Raw genomic sequence first — 19,571 nt, 5'->3', positions numbered from 1 at the left:
CATGCCGTCCAGCCCGCACGTCTCCATCGAGCTGCACCCGGTGCCCGAAGAGGGCTCGGGTCCCTACGGGGTGGCCGCCGGGCCCGATGGCGCGGTGTGGTTCACCCAGGTGCACCACGGCCGCGTCGGGCGCCTGGCGCCCGGCGGCGGCTACCGCTCCCATCCGCTGGACCCCGCGTCGGGGCCGATGGTCATCACGCCCGGCCCGGACGGCGCGCTGTGGTGCACGCTGAACCGCGCCGGTGCCATCGGCCGGATCACCACCGACGGCGAGGTGCGCGCCTTCGGCCTGCCCTCGACAGGCTCCGGCCCCTACGGCATCACGGCCGGCCCCGACGGGGCGCTGTGGTTCACCGAGATGTCGGCCGACCGGATCGGCCGCATCGCCCCGGACGGAGGCGTCGAGACCCATCCGCTGCCGGTGTCCGGCGCCTTCCCCTCGATGATCGCCGCCGGCTCAGACGGGGCGCTGTGGTTCACCCTGAACCAGGCGGACGCGATCGGGCGGATCACCACCGGCGGCGAGGTCGCCACCTTCGCGCTGCCCACGCCGGGCGCGGCCCCCGTGGGGATCACCGCCGGGGCCGACGGGGCGCTGTGGTTCGTGGAGATCGGCGCCGGGCAGGTCGGCCGGATCACTGTCGACGGCGCGGTCACCGAGTTCCCGCTGCCCGACCGCGGCTGCCGTCCGCACGCCATCGCGGCCGCACCCGACGGCTCCTGCTGGTTCACCGAGTGGGGGACCGGGCGGATCGGCCGGGTGGCCGCCGACGGGCGGATCGACGAGTACGAGCTGCCCACCCCGTCGTCGGAGCCGCACGGCATCGCCGTGGCCGCCGACGGCGCGGTGTGGGCGGCGCTGGAGATCGGCGCGCTCGCCCACCTGCGGGTGCGCCGGGGCGGCTAGGCCGCCCGGCGCGCCCGCCGCAATGGAGTCGCGCCGCACCGGGCGCGGGGCTACCGTTGTCGACCGTGGATCACGGCGTGCGCGACCCCGACCGGCTCGGAACGGTCCGCCTGCCCGGCGGCCGGACGCTGGGGTGGGCCGAGTGGGGACCCCGTGACGGGCGTCCCGTCCTGTTCTTCTCCGGTGCCGCCATGGGGCGCGGCCTCGGCTTCGGCGGCGGCGCGCCGGCGCGGCTGGGCGTGCGGCTGATCGCGGTGGAGCGCCCCGGGATCGGCGCGTCCGAGCCCGAGCCCGGCCGCAGCCTCGCCGACTGGCCCGGCGATGTGCGTGGCCTGGCCGAGGGGCTGGGCCTGGGCGCCTTCTCGATCGTCGGCTTCTCCCAGGGCGCGCCCTTCGTCCTGGCCTGCGCCGCCGCGGGGGTGTGCGCCGCCGCGGCGGTCGTCTCCGGCCAGGACGATCTGGGCTCGCCCGCGCTCGCGGGGCTGCTGGACCCCGGCGTGGCCGGAATGATCCAGGCGGCGCGGGCCGACCCGGCCGGCTTCGAGGCGGCCGTCGCCGACGACGCCGACGCCGAGTCGATGTGGCGGCTGGTCGCCGCCGGCAGCTCGCCCACCGACCTCGCCGTCTACACCGAGCCGGCCTTCGCCGCCGCCTACCGGGCCTGCCTGGCCGAGGGCTTCGCCCAGGGCCCCGGCGGCTACGCACGCGACCTGGCGCTGTGCTTCGGCCGCTGGCCGATGGACCTCGGCGCGATCGGCGTGCCCGTCGACCTCTGGTACGGCGCCCTGGACACCAGCCCGGTGCACTCCCCCGACCACGGCGCCGCGCTCGCCGCCCGGATCCCGGCGGCCCGCCGGCACCTGCTGCCCGACGCCGGCGGATCGCTGCTGTGGACGCACTCGGACAGGGTCCTGGCCGCGCTGCTGGAGCGCGCGGACGAGGGTCAGCCGGCGGTGCCCAGCCCGTAGGCCAGCACGCCCCCGGCGGCACTGGCCAGCGACGCCGTCGCGAACACCGCCCGCACCACGTTGAAGCGCACCCACTGCGCCTCGAAGTCGCGGCGCCGCTGGGCGTCGGCGGGCCCGCCCTCGGCCGGGCCGCCGGCGTCCAGCGCGTTGTTGAGCGGCACGTTCACCCGGAAGGTGACCAGCAGCGTCACGACGTAGCACAGGAAGGCGGCGGCCAGCCAGGGCAGCGCCGCGGCGCCGCCGGGGACGAACGGCACCGCGACCGCCGCCACCACCTGGAGCACCGGCGCGCCCACGAAGCCGAGGGCGAACCAGCCGTTGAGGATGGCGGCGTTGATGTGCCGCAGCGTCTCCAGGAAGGTGCGGTCGTCGGCGCGGGCCAGCCCGGGCATCACCGACATCGCGAAGGAGTAGTACAGACCGGCCACCAGTCCGGTGAGCACGGTCGCCGCGGTCAGCGCGGCGGCGGCGAGTATCGGTGTCATCGGTCCTCCGGGTCTCCCTGCGGTCCGGCGCTCCACACGCCGGTGGCGGCAGTGTGCTTGACGTAGTCGGAGAAGTCACGCGCCTCGCGGCCCAGCGCGCGCCGCACGCCGTCGACCGGGAAGGCGTTGCGGCCGTCGAGCACGGCGCCGAACAGGCCGGCCAGCAGCGCGGCGTCATCCTGCGGAACGCCGTTCGCGAGCAGGCCGCTCTCGAAGTCCGCCGGGCTGATCGCCTGGTAGGTCACCGGGTGCCCCGACGCGGCCGCGATCTCCGCCACCGCCTCGGCGAAGGTGAGCGCCCTGGGCCCGGTCAGCTCGTAGGTCTGGTTGATATGGCCGTCCCCGGTCAGCGCCGCCACGGCGGCGTCGGCGATGTCCTCGGCGTCCACGAACGGCTCGGCCACCTCGCCGGCCGGGAAGGCGAGGAAGCCCGACCGCACGGCGTGCAGCATGAAGGCCTCGCTGAAGTTCTGCGCGAAGAAGGCGCTGCGCAGCACCGTCCAGGGGATGCCGCTGCCGCGCAGCGCCCGTTCGGTGTGGAAGGCGCCTTCCTCGCCGCGGCCGCTGAGCAGCACCATGCGCTCGGCGCCGGCCTCGGCGGCCGCCCGGGCCACGGCACCGACGGCCTCGGGCGCGCCGGGCACCGCCACGTCGGGGTGGTAGGCGGCGTACACCGCGCGCACGCCGCGCACGGCGGGCGCCCAGGTGTCGGGCTCGGCCCAGTCGAAGGGCGGCTCGGTGGAGCGGGAGGCGATCCGCACGGGCAGGCCGAGCGCGCGCAGCCGCTCGGCGATCCGGCCGCCGGTCTTGCCGGCGCCGCCGAGGACGAGGTACGGGCGGTCGTCGAAGGGGGGCAGGTCACTTCGGTTCTGTGTCATGCCTTGAGTCAACCGGTGCGGCTGAGACGCTGCCATGGTCGATCCGCTCGATGGCATACGGCGGCGTCTACAATCCCGGCATGGACGCTCTCGCCGGTCTGCTGGAAGGCCCGCGCGCCCGCGGCGCGCTGCTGCTGCGCGCGGTCATGGACCCGCCGTGGTCGATCCTGGTCAAGGACGAGGCGCCGCTGACCCTGCTCGCCCTCACCCGCGGCCGGGCGTGGGTGGTCATCGGGTCGAACCCGCCCACCGAGCTGGCCCCCGGCGCCGTCGCGATCCTGCGCGGGCCCGACCCCTACATCGTGGCCGACGACCCCGCCACCCCGCCCCAGACCATGGTGGTGCCGGGTGGGGAGTGCGCCACGCTGACGGGCGAGTCGCTGTGCGAGCGCATGGGGCTCGGCGTGCGCACCTGGGGCACGGCCGGCGGCGCCACCACCGTGCTGATCGGCACCTACCAGATGCGCGGCGAGGTGAGCAGGCGGCTGCTCACCGCGCTGCCGCGGCTGGCGGTGCTGCCCGCGGGCGCCTGGGACACACCCCTGACCGAGCTGCTGGAGAGCGAGATCGCCAAGGATGTCCCGGGCCAGGACGTGGTGCTCGACCGGCTGCTGGACCTGCTGCTGATCGCGGCTCTGCGCACCTGGTTCTCCCGGCCCGACGCCGGCGCCCCCGGCTGGTACCGGGCCGCCGCCGACCCCGTGGTCGGGCGGGTGCTGCGGCTGATGCACGACGACCCCGCCCGCGCCTGGACGGTCGCGTCGCTGGCCGAGGCCTGCGGGGTGTCGCGCGCCGCGCTGGCCCGCCGCTTCACCGAACTGGTGGGCGAGCCGCCGATGAGCTACCTGACCGACTGGCGGCTCGCCCTCGCCGCCGATCTGCTGCGCGAGCCGGACGCCACCATCGCCTCGGTGGCCCGGCGCGTCGGCTACGGCAGCCCGTTCGCACTGAGCGCCGCCTTCAAGCGGGTGCACGGCGTGAGCCCGAGCGCGTTCCGTTCGGGGCCGCCGGAGTCCGAGGCGCTGGCGACGCTCGCGGCGGGCGCGCGGGGGTAGACCCCGTTCCGGTGGCGGCGGCGTGTGCGACGCGCCTCCGATTGCGTTGACGCATGTTGATTGCCTATGGCAACTTTGCATGCGCTAACGGATCACTATAACCGCCACACATCTGTGGCACTTAGTTTGAGCCGCAGCTCAGCGCCGGTTCGGCGGCCTCCGCCGTGCCCGCCGCCTGCGGCCGGGAGGCCACGATGACCGCCGTCACGCTCGACCGCTTCTGCGCCGAGACCACCGCCCAGACCCGCGAGCTGGTCGAGCTGCTGGGCGGCGCCGACCTCTCCGCGCCCGTCCCCACCTGCCCCGGCTGGTCGCTGGCCGACCTGCTCCGGCACATCGGCGGCAATCTGCGCACCGTGGGAACGGCGGTGCGCACCGGCCGCCCCGTCGACGACCCCGCCACCCAGGTCGCCGAGCTGGACGGGCCGTCGGGCACCGGGCTCGGTGCGCTGGCGCCCTGGCTGACCGAGGCGGCCGACGCCTTCGCCGCCGCCGTGCGCGCGGCCGAGCCCGCCGCGACGGCGACCGTGTGGGGCTTCGGCGACCGGGTCGACGGCTGGGCCCGCCGCGCCGCCCACGACATCGCCGTCCACCGCGCCGACGCCGCGCTCGCCATCGGTGCCGACTACGCGCTCGCCCCCGAGCTGGCCGCCGACGCCGTCGACGAGCTGCTGGACATGGCGGCGGCCGGCATGTTCCCCGGCCTGGAGCGGCTGGCCGAGCACGGCTCCGCCCTGCACCTGCACGCCACCGACACCGTGCCGGAGCTGCGGGCCGAGTGGCTGCTGGAGTTCGGGGCCGAGGGCTTCGGCTGGCGCCGCGCGCACCAGCGGGCCGACACCGCCGTGCGCGGCCCGCTCACCGAGCTGCTGCTGGTGCTGTACCGGCGGCGGCCCGCCACCACCGACCGGGTGGAGGTCATCGGCTCGGCGCCGCTGCTCGACGCCTGGTTGCAGCGCGTCTCGCTGTAGCCGGAAGCACGCGACCCGCCCGGACGGCGGACCGCGGCGGAGGGCGGGCAACGGCGAAGCGGCCGGTCCGGTTCCGCGGAACCGGACCGGCCGCTCGCGGCACGGGCGCGGCGGTCAGCCGACCGCGACCGGCTCGCGGTCGTCGGCGGGCGGGGCCGCCGGCGCGGCGGTGTCGGCCGCGGGCTCCTCGGCCGGGCCGGACTCCTCGGCCTCGCCCGAGACGGGCTCGATGTGGCGCAGCAGGGCGATCGCGAGCACGGCGAGCACGGCGAAGGCCACCAGGCCCAGCAGCGCGATCACCTGCATACCGGAGGTGAAGGCCGCGCGGGCGGCGTCGACCAGTTCGACGGCGACCGGAGCCGACAGCTCACCGGCGGCGGCGATGGCGCCGGCCAGGCTCTCCTGGGCCGCCGCGCCGGCGCCGGCGGGCAGGCCCTCGGGCAGCGAGCCGGTCAGGACGCCCCGGTAGACGGCGGAGGCGGCGCTGCCCAGCACGGCCACGCCCATCGCGATGCCCAGTTCGGCACCGGTCTCCGACAGCGAGGCGGCCGAGCCGGCCTTCTCCGGCGGCGCCGCGCCGAGGACCATGTCGGTGCCGAGCGAGACCACCGGCGCCATGCCCACGGAGACGACCACGAAGGCGGCGATGGCCAGCAGCGGCGGGGCGGGGTTCGCCGCGATGCCGCCCACGGGCGCCGCCAGCTGGGTGAGCAGCCCGATCCCGGCGGCCGCGACCAGCAGGCCGCCGCCCATCAGGTAGGCCGGGCGGATCCGGCGGGCCAGCCGGGGCGCGAACTGGGTGGCGGCGACCATCACGATGGCCTGCGGCACCGACCACAGCCCGGCCTCCAGCGGCGAGAGCCCGGCGACCAGCTGCATGTACAGGTTGACCAGGAAGAACACCCCGCCCATCACCAGGCCGCTGACGAGGTTGATCGAGAGCGCGGCGCTGAGCGAGCGGTTGCGGAACAGCGTCAGGTCCAGCAGCGGCTCCTCAAGCCGCCGCTGCCTGGCCACGAAGGCGGCGCCCACGGCCGCGCCGAGCAGCACCGCCGCGACCGGCACGGGGCTCAGGCCGTGCTGGGCCAGCTCCTTGAGGCCGTACACCAGCGGCAGCATGGTGCCCAGAGACAGCCCGACGCTGAGCAGGTCGACACCGGCCAGCGGGCCGCGCCCCTGGGCGGCGGGGTCGCGGTACTCCGGCAGCAGCACCGGGGCGGAGACCAGCAGCAGCACCATGACGGGCACGCCGAGCAGGAAGACCGAGCCCCACCAGAACGCCTCCAGCAGCACCCCGCCGATCACCGGGCCGACCGCGGAGCCGCCCATGAAGCAGCTGATCCACACGGCGACCGCCACCCCGCGCTGGCGGGGGTCGCGGAACATGTTGCTGATCAGCGCGAGCGTGGAGGGCATCAGGGTGGCCCCGGCGATGCCGAGGGCCGCCCGGGCCAGGATCAGCGTCTCGGCGGTGGGCGCGTAGGCCGCCAGCACCGAGGCGGCTCCGAAGGCGGCGGCGCCGATCAGCAGCAGGCGTCTTCGGCCGATCCGGTCGCCGATGCCGCCCATGGTGACCAGGAAGCCCGCGATCATGAAGCCGTAGATGTCGGTGATCCACAGCTGCTGGGTGGCGCTGGCGCCGAGGTCGGCGCTCAGGTGCGGGAGCGCCAGGTACAGCACGCTCATGTCCAGGGCGAGCAGCAGGGTGGGCAGCGCGAGGACCGCGAGTCCGAGCCATTCCCGCCGTCCGGCCCGCCGCCGCGGTGCCGTTACTTGCTCGTGCATGCCGGTTCCCCTGCCTGTGTGGTTTCGAACGACTGAGCGATAGCTTGTCAAAAGCAAGCACTGTTCGTCAAGCCAACGGTGATCTAACATTCTAAGCATGGTGCAGCGAAGCTATGGAGAGGCGTGCGGCCTGGCCCACGCCCTCGAAGTCGTCGGTGAACGCTGGGCGCTGCTCATCGTCCGCGACCTGCTGGTGGGTCCCAGGCGCTACACCGAGCTGCGCAAGGGGCTGCCCCGCATCCCGACCAACATCCTGTCCAGCCGCCTCAAGGACCTGGAGCTGTCCGGAGTGGTCCGGCGCCGGCTGCTGCCCCGGCCGTCGTCGGCGGTCGTCTACGAACTGACCGAGTACGGCGCCGACCTGGAGGAGGCCGTGGTCGCGCTCGGCCGCTGGGGGGCGCGGCTGGGCACCCAGCCCAGGCCCGGCGATGTGGTCACCCCCGACTCCCTGGTCATGGCGCTGCGGTCCGTCTTCAGGCCCGAGGCGGCGGCCGGCCCGGACGTCGGCTACGAACTGCGGGTGGACGGCGCCGTCGTGCACGCCCGGGTGGCCGGCGGCGCGCTCACCGCCGCGCCGGGCCCGCTGCCCGGCGCCGACCTCGTCATCGAGACCGGTCCCGCGCTCGGCGCGCTGCTGCACGGCACCCTCACCCCCACCGACGCCATCACCGGCGGCGCCGTCCGCCTCACCGGCGACCCCGCTCTGCTCGACCGGTTCACCGGCCTCTTCCGCATCCCGCCGCCCGCGCCCCGGCCGCGGACCGGCGCCTGAGCGGCACCGCGTCGACCGGCGCCCGGAAGCGGGACCGTGTGCAGCCTGACGGCCGCCTCTGACATCGCTACCGCCGCCGGCCGGACCGCGCCCGGCGGGCCGAGCGGGGCCCCCGCTCCCGCTCCGCACCGCCGGCCGCGGTCCGGCCTTGGCCCCGGCGCAGGGCGCGGGCCGGAAAACCGGCGGCCCGCCCGGCGCCCGGTATGAGACCGTCATGCGGTGGACCTCGCGATCGACTACCGCTGGCGTGCCGAACTGTCCGACGATGAGCTGGCCGAGCTGACCGCCTCCCACGGCGGCCGCGCGCAGCGCGGCTGGTGGGACCGCGTCCGACCGCACAGCCTGGGCTGGGTGAGCGCGCACCGCGAGGGCGCCCCGCTGGTCGGCTTCGCCAATGTCGCCTGGGACGGCGCCGACCACGCCTTCCTGCTCGACCCCAAGGTGCGCCCCGACCACCAGCACCTCGGCATCGGCACCGAACTCGTCCGCCGCGCGACGGCCGCCGCCGGACGGGCCGGCTGCGAATGGCTGCACGTGGACTTCGAGCCCCACCTGCGCGCCTTCTACTTCGACGCCTGCGGCTTCCGCCCCACCGACGCCGGAGTGATCCGGCTGCCGGCCGGCTGAGCCCCCGGACCGTCCCGCCATCCCGCCACCTCCGTCCCGGGCGGCGCTCCGCGGACGGAGCGCGTCGGCACCCACAGCACAGACCCGCGGACCGGTCCGGACTCATCGCACTTCACGGCCCCGCCCGCCGCCCGCCCCGGCCGGACGCGGCTCGGGGCGCCCGGCCGGGGCGGGCCGCGTCCGGGGCCGCGCCTCAGGCCAGCAGCAGGGTCTTCCCGGTGACCTGGCGCCCCTCGATCGCGGCGTGCGCCTCGGCGGCGCGGTCCAGCGGGAAGGTCCGGCCCACCACCGGGCGGAGCCGGCCCTCCGCCGCGGCCTCAAGTGCGCGGGCGATGTAGCGGACCGCGTCCTCCGGGTCGAACTGCACCACCCCGATGCCGTGCACCTCGATGCCGCGGCGCCGCACGTCGTCGGAGTCGGCGGCGGTGAACCCGCCGCCGGGCATGCCGTAGCCGAGGAAGCGGGCGCCGTCGGCCGCCAGGGCGAGGCTCGCGGCGCCGGCCTCGCCGCCGACGCCGTCGAAGACCACGTCGAAGCCTCGCCCGCCCGTCGACGCGCGGAGCTTGTCGTCCCAGCCCGCCTCCGAGTAGTCGGCCACCGCGTCGGCGCCCAGGCCGCGCACCCGCTCCAGCTTGGCCGCGCCGCGCGCGGCCCCGGTCACCCGCGCCCCGGCGCCGTGCGCCAGCTGCACCAGCAGCACACCGGCGCCGCCCCCCGCCGGCAGCACCAGCACCTCCTCGGCCGCCCGGACCCGCGCCGCGTCGAACAGGCCCAGCGCCGTCGCGCCGTCGTGCAGCAGCGCGGCCGCCTCGGGCAGGCCGAGCCTGTCGGGCACCGGCACCAGCGCCGCCACGTCGGCCGCGACGCGCTGCGCGTAGCCGCCGCCCGGGGTGCGCGCCGCGACGCGCCGCCCCACCCAGCCCCTGGCCACCCCGGCGCCGACCGCGACCACCGTCCCGGCCACCCCGTGCCCGGGCACGAACGGGGGCCGCACCGGGAAGGCGTCCCCGCCGTGTCCGCTGCGGATGACCGTCTCCACGAACAGCGTGTCGGCCGCCGCCACCTCGACCAGCACCTGTCCGGCACCCGGCTCGGGCTCGGGCAGCTCGACCGGCCGCAGCACCTCCGGCCCGCCGAACCCATCGACCTGGATCGCTCTCATGTCCGCTCCCCGTCCACTCGTCATCCGCTCCGCCGAGTCTGCAAGCTCAACCAAACTTGAGGTCAATGCCGTGAACGCGGCAGGCGAGGTGAGCCGGGTCACGGCGCCCCGTCGTCCGTCCGAGCGCGCCGGTTGCCCGGTGCGAGGGGCTAGGCTGGAGCCGTCTCCCGTCGCGCGGATGTTCGGCCGAGCCGATTGCCCGCCGCACCCGGGATCCTTCCGATCGAGCGCGGCCCGGCCGCCCGTTCTCCGCACCGCATGCCGCCGGCTCCGTCCCGCGGCGCCGTCCCGGTGCCCGCCTCCCCCACCGACCTGCGCGACGACGCGCGCCCGTACGCACCGGGCGCGCCGGCCGGCGCCGCCGTGCGGCGGCGGAAAGGACGGACCATGCGAGGACAGGGGCGCGCCCGACGGGCGCCGGCCTTCGGCGCGGTGGCGCTCGGAGTCTTCTGCGTGCAACTGGACGCGTTCGCGCTGAACCTGGCCCTGCCCGATCTGGCAGGCGATCTCGGCGCGGACACCGAGAGCATCGGCTGGGCGGTCGGCGTCTACCTGCTGGCCGCCGGAACACTGATGATCCCCGCCGGGCGGCTGGGCGACCGGCTCGGGCACCACCGCGTGCTCACCGCCGGTCTCGCCCTGTTCGGCGCCGCCTCAGCGGCCTGCGCACTCGCGCCCGATCTGCCCGCCCTCCTGGCGGCCCGGGCCGCCCAGGGCGCGGGCGCGGCGGCCATCATGCCCGCCGGGCTCGCGCTGCTCACCACCGCGTTCCCGCCCGGCGCGCGCTCGCGCGCCACCGGCTGGGCGCTCGGCATCGGCGGCGCCGCCACCGCCGCGGGGCCCTTCATCGGCGGCGCCGTCACCGAGGGCTTCGGCTGGCCCGGCGTGTTCTGGCTCAACGTGCCCCTGACGGCCCTCGCCGTCCTTACCGCCGCCCGCTCGCGCCCCGGCGCGGCGGCAGCGGCCGTGGACCCGTCCGCCGGATCCGGGGTCGGCGGGCGCCGGCGGATCGGCCTGCTCGGGCTGCTGGCCGGGACGGGGGCGCTGGGCTGGGTCGCGGCCTACGCGGAAGGGGCGCCGGCCTGGGGCCGGCTGTCGGGCGCGGCGGTCGCGGTGCCGGCGGCCGCCGCCGTGCTGCTGCTCGTGTTCGGCGCGGCGCGGCGGGCGGCGTCCGGTCCGCCGGATCTCGCCCTGCTGCGCGAGGGCCCCTTCGCGGCGCTCACGGCGGCGGGGTCGGTCGCCAACGCGGCGGCCGTGGTGTTCCTGTTCGCCGTTCCGCTCGCGCTGCAAGAGGACTGGGATTTGGGGCCCGGCCAGGCCGGGCTCGCCTTCCTCGCCCCGGCCGCCGCCATGGCACTGGCCGGTCCGGTGGCCGGACGGGTGCCGCCGGCGTGGGCCCCCGGCGTGCTGGCGGGCTGCCTGTGCGGCGGCTCGGCCGCGCTGTGGGCCGTGCCGGCCGCCGGGTCGCCGGGCGCCCTGCTGCCGGCGGCGGTCTGCTGCGGCGGGCTGCTGGGTGCGGCCAACGCGCTGACGCTCACCGCGACCCAGGCGGTCGTCCGCCCGGAGCGGGCCGGCGCGGCGTCCGGGCTCACCAAGACGGCCGTCACGGTGACGGGCGGTCTCGGCCTCGGCCTGACCGGCGCGGCCGACACCCCTGCGGCTCTGGCCGCCGTCGCGGCGGCCTGCCTGGCGGCGGGCCTCGCCCTGGCCCTGTGGGCGCACCGGCGGCACGGGCGGGCCTGACGGCCCTCACCCTCAGGTCCAGGTCGAGCCGTCCCGGCGCCTCACCCGGCCGCGGTCGCCCCCCGTCAGGCGTGCGGTCCCACGCTGATCGGCCCGATCGCCGATTCCGCGCGCTCGCCGAGGAAGGCGCCGACGCGCTCGACCTGCTCGGCGAGTTCGCGCTCATCGGCGGGACGGAGGGCCCTCAGGGGCTCGACGGTGATCCGGCAGCGGCGGCCGGAGCGGCGCAGGTGCCACACTCCGGACACGGTGCCGTCGACCAGGACGACGGGGAAGTTCCCCGCCTGGCCGCCGGCCAGGGCCCGTTCGGCGGCGCGGCCGGGGAAGAGCAGTTCGCGGGGCTGGGCGGCGACCGTGTAGGCGTCGAAGTAGGGCAGCAGCCGCAGGCCGCGCGGCGCTTCGGCCGCCGGTTCGGTGTCGCCCGCGAGCACCCACCCGTCGGCGCCGCTCTCGGCGATCCGGACCCGTTCGACCTCCTCCCCCATCGACGCGAACAGCTCGGCCGCCCACCTGCGCGGCGCCGCCAGCCAGGTGGCGAAGTGCTGCGGGGTGGCGGGGCCGTAGGCGTGCAGGTAGCGGCGGAGCAGTGCGCGCAGCGCGGGCGCGGCGGCCTCGGGCGCGAAGCCGGGCACCAGCCGGCGCGGGCTGGTGTAGGTGGCCTTCCGGCCGCGGTTGGCGCCGAAGCACAGCTCGCCCCGGTGCGCGGCCAGGTGCAGCGCCTGCCGCCACCGCGGCCAGAAGCCCTGGAACGCGGGCATGACGGGGTCGCCCGCCCACGGTCCGGTCGCGGCGACCACCGCCTCGTCCAGTTCCTCCGCCGTCAGTTCGGCCTCGCGCAGCGCCGCGCCGATGGCGTCGACCACCTGCTCGGTCTGCTCGGGCGTGAGCCGGGCGCCCTTGGCCAGGGCGGCGCCGCCCGCCGGGACGGCGGCCAGCGCCCCGGTCCACATCGGCAGCTCGCGGACGGGCAGCAGGTGCACGGTGCCGCGCGGGCCGAAGGTCTTGACCAGCTCGCGCCGCCGCCACAGCGCGTCGCGCACCCCGTCCCTGGTGCCGCCCGCCATGCGCAGGCCGACCGACAGCTCCCCCGCCGACAGCACCTGCGCGTGCGCGCCGCACATGGCCGCGACGGTGCCGGCCTCGTCCGCCGCGCCCGCTCCGCGCGGCGCGGCGAGGCCGGCGCGCTCCAGTCGCCGCGCGCTGACGTCGGCCCAGGTCAGCCGGTGCGCGGCCGCCTCCGGCCGGGGCGAAGGCACGTTCGGGGCGGCGAGCTGCGTAGCGGGCATGAAGGGGCTCCTCGGCTGTTCGGGGCGCTGTCGCGTACCCGCCCGACGGTAAGCGGCAATGCGGTCGGATCCTGTCCTAGTCGTGACGGTCCAGCCGCTCGCCGCCCCGCAACCGACCGGGAGCGCCGCTGTCATACCCGGGCGCCATGCTGGCCGTAGCGGCCGGTCCGGCGATCGGATCCCCGGCCGCGCAGTTGACCTCAACCATAGTTGAGGTCGTACGGTCGGTCGCGTCGGCGGTCGGCAGTCCGATCGCCCCGCGACGATTCTGGAGAAGTGCCCCCATGGACATGGAGACCACCGCGTGGATGTCACTGCACCACATGACGACCGCGCAGCAGGACAAACGCCCGTTCTCACGGGCCACCCTGCGCCGGATCGCGGCCTTCGCCCGCCCGCACCGCGTCCGGCTGCTGTGGTTCCTGGTGCTGAGCGTGCTGATCGCCGTGCTCGCGGTCGCCACCCCGGTGCTGGCGGGCCGGGTGGTCGACGCGATCCTGGCCAGGGCCGACGTCGGCGTGGTGATCGGGATCGCCGTCCTGATCGCCGTCATCGCGCTGGCCGAGGCCGGGATCGGCACCGCCAACCGGTGGATGTCGGCAAAGATCGGTGAGGGCCTGATCCTCGACCTGCGCACCACCGTCTACGACCACGTCCAGCGGATGCCGGTCGCCTTCTTCACCCGCACTCGCACCGGCGCGCTGGTCAGCCGCCTCAACAACGACGTGCTCGGCGCGCAGCGCGCGTTCAGCGACACCCTGTCCGGCGTGGTCAGCAACACCGTGATGCTGGCGCTGACCTTCGCAGTGATGATCGGGCTGTCCTGGCAGGTCACCCTGGTCGCCCTCGTCCTGCTGCCGCTGTTCGTGCTCCCCGCCCGGATGATGGGCGCCCGGCTGGCCCGCCTCGAGCGCGAGGCCGCCGCCCACAACGCCGCCATGAGCACCCAGATGACCGAGCGCTTCTCCGCGCCCGGCGCCACCCTGGTCAAGCTGTTCGGCCGCCCCTCCCACGAGTCCGCCGAGTTCGCGGCGCGCGCGGGCCGGGTGCGCGACATCGGCGTGCGCACCGCCATGCTCCAGTGGATCTTCATGACCGCGCTGACCCTCGTCTCCGCGCTCGCCCTCGCGCTGGTCTACGGCCTCGGCGGCTTCTACGCGCTGGTCGGGCAGCTCAACCCCGGCGACGTCGTCGCGCTCGCCATGCTGCTCACCCGCCTGTACGCCCCGCTGACCGCGCTGGCCAGCGCCCGGGTCGAGGTCATGAGCGCCTTCGTCAGCTTCGAGCGCGTCTTCGAGGTGCTCGACCTCGCGCCGCTGATCCGCGAGAAGGACCACCCCGTCCCGATGCCCGAGGGCCCCGTCTCGGTGGAGTTCGACGACGTCCACTTCGGCTACCCCTCGGCCGACAAGGTCTCGCTGGCCTCGCTGGAGGAGGTCGCCAAGCTCGACCACCGCGCCGGGGTCGAGGTGCTGCACGGCGTCTCCTTCCGGGCCGAGCCCGGGCAGATGGTCGCGCTGGTCGGCTCCTCGGGGGCGGGCAAGTCCACCATGGCCCAGCTGCTCCCCCGCCTCTACGACGCCGACTCCGGCTCGGTGCGGCTGGCCGGCGTCGACGTGCGCGACCTCTCCTTCGACGACATCCGCGCCACCCTGGGCATGGTCACCCAGGACGGCCACCTCTTCCACGAGTCCATCCGCGCCAACCTCACCCTCGGCAGACCCGAGGCGACCGAGGAGGAGCTGTGGGCGGCGCTGCGCCGGGCGCGCCTGGACGAACTGGTGGCCTCACTGCCCGACGGCCTCGACACCGTCGTCGGCGAACGCGGCTACCGGCTGTCCGGCGGCGAGCGGCAGCGGCTGACCATCGCCCGGCTGCTGCTGGCCCAGCCCCGGGTGGTCATCCTGGACGAGGCGACCGCCCACCTCGACTCCACCTCCGAGGCGGCGGTCCAGGCGGCGCTCGCCGAGGCCCTGGACGGCCGCACCGCAGTCGTCATCGCGCACCGGCTGTCCACCGTGCGGGCCGCCGACCTCATCCTGGTCGTGGAGGCCGGCCGGGTGGTCGAGCGCGGGACCCACGAGGAACTGCTGGCCAGGGGCGGCCGCTACCAGGAGCTGTACCGCACCCAGTTCGACCAGGACGCCCCCGAGGCGCCCCTGGGCGCCGGCCGCGAGCTCGACGCCGCCGCCACGGCCCGCTGACCCCGGCGGGCGGGGACCGAACCCTTTCCGGTCCCCGCCCGCCGGATCCGCGGGGCCGCGCTACGCCGCCTCGCGCAGGGCACCGAAGAAGGCCCGCACGTCGTCCACCAGCAGCCCGGGCTCCTCCAGGGCGGCGAAGTGGCCGCCCCGGTCCACGTCCGTCCAGCGCACGATCGTGTTCTCCCGCTCGGCGTAGCGGCGGATCCCCACATCGTGCGCGAGGACCAGCGCCGCCGTGGGAACACCGGAGTCCGGCAGCGCCTCCCCCCACGCGCCCTGCTGCGCGTAGCCGACGTAGGCCGCCGAACCGGCGGTGCGGGTCAGCCAGTACAGCATCACATTGGTGAGCAGCCGGTCGCGGTCCACCACCGTGTCGGGATCGGCTCCGCGCGGATGGGTCCACTCGCGGAACTTGTCCATGATCCAGGCGAGCTGCCCGACGGGCGAGTCCACCAGGCCGTAGGCCAGCGCCTGCGGGCGGGTCGACTGGATCGCGATGTAGCCGAACTCCTCCTGCATGAACGCCTCGATGCGCCGCACCCGGTCCCGCTCCACCTCGCCGAGTGCGGCCCGCTCGGCCTCGGACAACGGCAGCTCCGGCATCGGTCCGGGGCCCCCGTTGACGTGCACGCCCACCACGCGGTCCGGCGCCACCCGGCCCAGCTGCGGCGACACCGCCGCGCCGATGTCGCCGCCGTGCGCGCCGTAGCGCTCGTACCCCAGCCGCCGCATCAGCTCGGCCCAGGCGCGTGCGGTCCGCGCCGTGTCCCAGCCCGCCTCCCGCACCGGCCCCGACAGCCCAAAGCCGGGGAGCGACGGGATGACGAGGTGGAAGGCGGTCCCGGGGTCCGCGCCGTGGGCGCGCGGGTCGGCCAGCGGCCCGATGACGTCCAGGAACTCCACCACCGAGCCCGGCCAGCCGTGTGTGAGGATCAGCGGCAGCGCGGCGGGCTCGGGGGAGCAGACGTGCAGGAAGTGCACGTTCTGCCCGTCGATCTCGGTGGTGAACTGCGGGTACGCGTTCAGCTCCGCCTCGGCCGCACGCCAGTCGTAAGCCGTCGCCCAGTACTCGCTCAGCCCGCGCAGCCACGCCACCGGCACGCCCGTCGTCCAGTCGTCACCCGGCAGCGGCTCGGGCCACCGGGCGTCGGCCAGCCGCCGGACGAGGTCGTCCAGTTCGGCCTGCGGCACGTCGATGCGGAACGGGCGGATTGTCTCGTCGTCTGCCATACCCGGGACACTAGGAGGCCGCTAGGTCAGAACCGGTCCTAGCAATGCACCAGACTGGCGGAATGCTGGATACCTCCGCCCGGCTGCTGCGGCTGCTTTCGCTGCTGCAGGCGCGCCGCGACTGGCCGGGCCCCGAACTGGCCGAGCGCCTCGGCGTGTCCGACCGCACCGTCCGCCGCGACGTGGAGAAGCTGCGCGCCCTCGGCTACCCCGTGCACGCGGTGCCCGGCACCGCCGGCTACCGCCTCGGTCCAGGTGCCGCGCTGCCGCCGCTGCTGCTGGACGACGAGGAGGCCGTCGCGGTTGCCGTCGGCCTGCGCACCGCCGCGGGCGGCACCGTCGCCGGTATCGAGGAGACCTCGGTGCGCGCCCTGGCCAAACTCGAGCAGGTGCTGCCCGAGCGGCTGCGCCGCCGCGTCAACGCGGTGCAGAGCTTCACCGTTCCGATGGCCGGCGGCGGCCCGCCGGTGGACCCCGGCACCCTCAGCCTGCTGGCCGCCGCCTGCCGCGACCGACACCTGCTCCGCTTCGACTACACCGGCCGCGACGGCGCGACCGCGCCCCGCACCGCCGAACCGCACCGCCTGGTGCACTCCGGCCGCCGCTGGTACCTGCTCGCCTACGACACCGACCGGGCCGACTGGCGCACCTTCCGCGCCGACCGGATCGCCCCGAAGACCCCCACCGGCCCGCGCTTCGCCCCACGGGAGCCGCCCGACCCCGATATCGCCGGCTACACCTCGCGCGCCGTGTCCAGCGAGGTCTACCGCTACCGCGGCCGCTTCACCGTGCACGCGCCCGCGGAGCGGGTCACCGAGCGCATCGGCCCGGCTGTCGGCCGGGTCGAGCCGATCGACGCCGGCAGCTGCACGCTGCGCACCGGCTCCCACTCGCTGGACGAGCTGGCCCTGTACGTCGCCGCGATCGGCGCCCCCTTCCAGGTGCACGAGCCGCCCGAACTGGTGCGGCACGTCCGCACCCTGGCCGACCGCCTCCGCCGCTCGGTGACCGAGCCCTCTGCGACAATCTCTCATCCCGGCGACCGCCGGTTCCCCGACGACCGGGAGGCTCCATGAGCGGCACGACGGCCACCTCCACCGTCCTGGGCCCCCGCGCCCTCAACCGCGCGCTCCTCTCCCGCCAGCTGCTGGACCGCCGCTCCGCCATGACCGCCGCGCAGGCGGTCGAGCACCTGGTCGGCCTCCAGTCCCAGGCGCCGCTGCCGCCCTACTACGCGCTGTGGAACCGGCTGGCCGACTTCGCCCCCGACCACCTCGGCCGGCTGCTGCTGGACCGCTCCGCGGTGCGGATCGCGCTGATGCGCGGCACCATCCACCTGGTCACCGCCGACGACTGCCTCGAACTGCGGCCGCTGCTCCAGCCGGTGCTGGAGCGCGGCGCGCGCGGCAACCACGGCCGGCGCATCGGCGCGGCCGACCCCGCGGAGCTGGCCGAGGCGGGCCGCGCGCTGGTCGAGCGGCGGCCGATGACCTTCGACGAGCTGGGCCGGCTGCTCGCCGAGCGCTGGCCCGGCGGCGTCCCCGGCTCCCTCGCCGCGACCGTGCGCTCCCTGGTCCCGCTGGTGCAGCCGCCGCCCCGCGGCGTGTGGGGGCGCGGCGGCCCGGCCGTGCACACCACCGCGGAGAGCTGGCTGGGCCGGCCGATGGCGGCCGCGCCCTCGGTCGACCGGATGGTGCTGCGCTACCTCGCCGCCTTCGGCCCCGCCACCATCCGCGACGTCCAGACCTGGTCGGGGCTGACCAGGCTGCGCGAGGTCGCCGACCGCCTCAGCGGGTGCCTGGTGCGCTTCCAGGCCGCCGACGGCGCCGAACTGCTCGACCTGCCCGACGCGCCCCGGCCCGACCCCGAGGCGCCGGTGCCGGTGCGGCTGCTCGGTGAGTTCGACTCCGTGCTGCTCGGCCATGCCGACCGCTCCCGGATCATGTCCGAGCCCGCGCGGGCCCGGCTGTTCACCGTCAACGGCATCGTCCGCTCGACCGTGCTGCTCGACGGCTTCGCGGCCGGAACCTGGACGGTCGCCACCAGCGCCGGCACCGCCACGCTCACCGTCGAACTCTTCGACGCCGACTGCGCGGCCCATGAGAGCGCGATCGCCGAGGAGGGCGGCCGGCTGCTGGAGTTCGCCGCGCCCCGCGCCGCCCGCCGCGAGGTCCGGGTGCGCACCGCCGGGTAGCCGCGAGCTGACCGTAATGTCCGTAATCGATAACCTTCTGTCGCTCCGGCGGCGCGGTACCGCGACCGCCGCCCCCTCGTCCGCACCGTCATGTGATCGGACGACTACCGAACGGCACGGCCCCGACCGCCCTGACGGCGGGTAGTCCCGCCCGGTTTCGGCACCGCCGTATTGGGCCGAGCGGCGCCGTACGGGAACGTGACGCGCTTGACACGCCGAGTGAGCGGTGTTGAGGTCGCGGTGGGACCGCTGTCCCGCCCCTCCCCGTGTCGCCCCCAAGGCACGGATCGGTACGGAGTGGCTGGGAGCGCTCCCATGCAGACATCGTCCGCGGCCGGCCCGCGGACGCCCGCATCCAAGGAGGAGAGTCCACGTGGCTCGACGACGCAGTTGGACCGCCCTCGGCGCTCTCGCCGCGCTGACTGGCCTGCTCGCGATCGGCCTGCCGGCCAGCTCCGCGAGCGCGCACGGCGGCATGACCTACCCCGCCACCCGCACCTACGCCTGCTATGTGAACGGCCTGGAAGGCGGCCAGGGCGGCGACCTGAACCCGACCAACCCGGCCTGCGCCGAGGCCGTGCGCATCGGCAGCAAGACTCCGCTGTGGAACTGGTTCGGCAACCTGCTCTCGGACTCGGCCGGACGCCACCGCGAGGTCATCCCCGACGGGAACCTGTGCGGCCCCGGCTCGACCTTCGCCGCCTACCGGCTGGCCCGCTCCGACTGGCCGACCACCACGCTGCGCTCCGGCGCCTCGATCACCTTCCGGTACAACGCCTGGGCGCACCACCCCGGCACCTGGTACCAGTACGTGACCCGGCAGGGCTGGAGCCCCAACCAGCCGCTGCGCTGGTCGGACCTGGAGCTTTTCGACCAGGTCACCAACCCGCCGATCAACGGACAGGGCCCGCACGGCCGCGAGTACACCTGGAACGCCAGGCTCCCGCAGCGCAGCGGCCAGCACATCATCTTCTCGATCTGGGAGCGCTCGGACAGCCCCGAGGCCTTCTACAACTGCTCTGACGTCATCTTCAACTGACGTCTCCCGCAGCGCGCGGGCGCTCTGATCCCGGCGCCCGCGCGCGGGGCGGAGGTCCGCGGCCCAGCCGCCCGCACGCCCGGACCTCCGCCCGTCCACGCGGGCGGCTGACGGTGCGTAGCCCACCGGATTTCGGCACCTCCCTATTTACGGTCACGTCCGTCACATGCCGTTAACCGTCTTGACAGCTCTGACCAGCGGTGTTGCACTGCGCGTGGGAGCGTTCCCACGGCAAGTGGCGCCTTCCGCACCCTCACGCGACCGG

At 75.9% G+C, this 19,571-nt stretch carries 17 protein-coding genes; 11 read left to right on the top strand and 6 right to left on the bottom strand.

All coding sequences use genetic code 11. The features are described from left to right. Window position 1: 1 nt before the first annotated feature. On the top strand, window positions 2-907 hold the full coding sequence (locus CLV72_RS15820) for a Vgb family protein (RefSeq protein ID WP_106246485.1): 906 nt from the start codon (window positions 2-4) through the stop codon (window positions 905-907). A 65-nt stretch (window positions 908-972) separates the two neighbouring features. Then, the gene (locus CLV72_RS15815; protein WP_106247087.1) at window positions 973-1,875 is read left to right on the top strand and encodes an alpha/beta fold hydrolase; all 903 of its coding nucleotides are present in this window, start codon (window positions 973-975) and stop codon (window positions 1,873-1,875) included. Here CLV72_RS15815 and CLV72_RS15810 read toward each other — a convergent pair. Beyond that, the gene (locus CLV72_RS15810) at window positions 1,851-2,360 is read right to left on the bottom strand and encodes an anthrone oxygenase family protein (RefSeq protein ID WP_106246483.1); all 510 of its coding nucleotides are present in this window, start codon (window positions 2,358-2,360) and stop codon (window positions 1,851-1,853) included. The genes CLV72_RS15815 and CLV72_RS15810 overlap by 25 nt on opposite strands. Next, window positions 2,357-3,238, bottom strand: coding sequence for an NmrA family NAD(P)-binding protein (locus CLV72_RS15805; RefSeq protein WP_106246481.1), 882 nt, complete (start codon window positions 3,236-3,238; stop codon window positions 2,357-2,359). The genes CLV72_RS15810 and CLV72_RS15805 overlap by 4 nt, the downstream gene beginning before the upstream one ends. Window positions 3,239-3,318: 80 nt before the next feature. Here CLV72_RS15805 and CLV72_RS15800 point away from each other — a divergent pair, with 80 nt between their 5' ends. Together CLV72_RS15800 and CLV72_RS15795 are read left to right on the top strand one after the other, a co-directional pair. Next, window positions 3,319-4,293, top strand: a complete 975-nt coding sequence (locus CLV72_RS15800) for an AraC family transcriptional regulator (protein ID WP_106247085.1) — start codon at window positions 3,319-3,321, stop codon at window positions 4,291-4,293. Between the two features lie 194 nt (window positions 4,294-4,487). Next, window positions 4,488-5,264: a maleylpyruvate isomerase family mycothiol-dependent enzyme gene (locus CLV72_RS15795; RefSeq protein WP_106246478.1), complete on the top strand. Its 777-nt coding sequence runs from the start codon at window positions 4,488-4,490 to the stop codon at window positions 5,262-5,264. Window positions 5,265-5,378: 114 nt separating this feature from the next. Here the strand turns inward: CLV72_RS15795 and CLV72_RS15790 are convergent, their stop codons facing one another. Beyond that, window positions 5,379-7,049 (bottom strand): MFS transporter, encoded by a 1,671-nt coding sequence (locus CLV72_RS15790; RefSeq protein WP_106246476.1) that lies wholly within the window; start codon window positions 7,047-7,049, stop codon window positions 5,379-5,381. A 97-nt stretch (window positions 7,050-7,146) separates the two neighbouring features. Between CLV72_RS15790 and CLV72_RS15785 the strand changes: the two genes are divergently transcribed. Both CLV72_RS15785 and CLV72_RS15780 read left to right on the top strand, forming a co-directional pair. Then, a complete protein-coding gene (locus CLV72_RS15785; protein WP_106246472.1) occupies window positions 7,147-7,821 on the top strand; it encodes a winged helix-turn-helix transcriptional regulator in 675 nt (224 codons plus the stop codon). Window positions 7,822-8,040: 219 nt separating this feature from the next. Further along, on the top strand, window positions 8,041-8,448 hold the full coding sequence (locus tag CLV72_RS15780; protein WP_106246469.1) for a GNAT family N-acetyltransferase: 408 nt from the start codon (window positions 8,041-8,043) through the stop codon (window positions 8,446-8,448). Between the two features lie 193 nt (window positions 8,449-8,641). Here CLV72_RS15780 and CLV72_RS15775 read toward each other — a convergent pair whose 3' ends face one another. After that, window positions 8,642-9,610, bottom strand: a complete 969-nt coding sequence (locus tag CLV72_RS15775) for a zinc-binding dehydrogenase (RefSeq protein ID WP_106246467.1) — start codon at window positions 9,608-9,610, stop codon at window positions 8,642-8,644. Window positions 9,611-9,997: 387 nt separating this feature from the next. Between CLV72_RS15775 and CLV72_RS15770 the strand changes: the two genes are divergently transcribed. Continuing rightward, window positions 9,998-11,353 carry an MFS transporter gene (locus tag CLV72_RS15770; protein ID WP_106247082.1) on the top strand — a complete coding sequence of 452 codons (1,356 nt, stop codon included), beginning with the start codon at window positions 9,998-10,000 and terminating at the stop codon, window positions 11,351-11,353. Window positions 11,354-11,418: 65 nt separating this feature from the next. Here the strand turns inward: CLV72_RS15770 and CLV72_RS15765 are convergent, their stop codons facing one another. Then, window positions 11,419-12,639, bottom strand: coding sequence for a winged helix DNA-binding domain-containing protein (locus tag CLV72_RS15765; protein ID WP_106246464.1), 1,221 nt, complete (start codon window positions 12,637-12,639; stop codon window positions 11,419-11,421). A gap of 284 nt (window positions 12,640-12,923) precedes the next feature. Between CLV72_RS15765 and CLV72_RS15760 the strand changes: the two genes are divergently transcribed. Next, window positions 12,924-14,843, top strand: a complete 1,920-nt coding sequence (locus CLV72_RS15760) for an ABC transporter ATP-binding protein (protein WP_106246462.1) — start codon at window positions 12,924-12,926, stop codon at window positions 14,841-14,843. 60 nt (window positions 14,844-14,903) lie between these two features. Here CLV72_RS15760 and CLV72_RS15755 read toward each other — a convergent pair whose 3' ends face one another. After that, window positions 14,904-16,073, bottom strand: a complete 1,170-nt coding sequence (locus tag CLV72_RS15755) for an epoxide hydrolase family protein (protein ID WP_106246460.1) — start codon at window positions 16,071-16,073, stop codon at window positions 14,904-14,906. Window positions 16,074-16,135: 62 nt separating this feature from the next. Here CLV72_RS15755 and CLV72_RS15750 point away from each other — a divergent pair, with 62 nt between their 5' ends. From CLV72_RS15750 to CLV72_RS15740, 3 genes are all read left to right on the top strand, one after another. Beyond that, the gene (locus CLV72_RS15750; protein WP_106246457.1) at window positions 16,136-17,149 is read left to right on the top strand and encodes a helix-turn-helix transcriptional regulator; all 1,014 of its coding nucleotides are present in this window, start codon (window positions 16,136-16,138) and stop codon (window positions 17,147-17,149) included. Continuing rightward, the gene (locus tag CLV72_RS15745) at window positions 17,146-18,267 is read left to right on the top strand and encodes a winged helix DNA-binding domain-containing protein (RefSeq protein ID WP_106246455.1); all 1,122 of its coding nucleotides are present in this window, start codon (window positions 17,146-17,148) and stop codon (window positions 18,265-18,267) included. Before CLV72_RS15750 ends, CLV72_RS15745 begins: the two co-directional genes overlap by 4 nt. Before the next feature lie 373 nt (window positions 18,268-18,640). Next, a complete protein-coding gene (locus CLV72_RS15740) occupies window positions 18,641-19,306 on the top strand; it encodes a lytic polysaccharide monooxygenase auxiliary activity family 9 protein (RefSeq protein WP_245930228.1) in 666 nt (221 codons plus the stop codon). Window positions 19,307-19,571: the final 265 nt, after the last annotated feature.

This window comes from Allonocardiopsis opalescens (assembly GCF_003002095.1).
GTDB classification, from domain to species: domain Bacteria; phylum Actinomycetota; class Actinomycetes; order Streptosporangiales; family Streptosporangiaceae; genus Allonocardiopsis; species Allonocardiopsis opalescens.
Note: the sequence above shows the minus strand (reverse complement) of the source record. Positions and strands in the feature narration are given on the sequence as shown.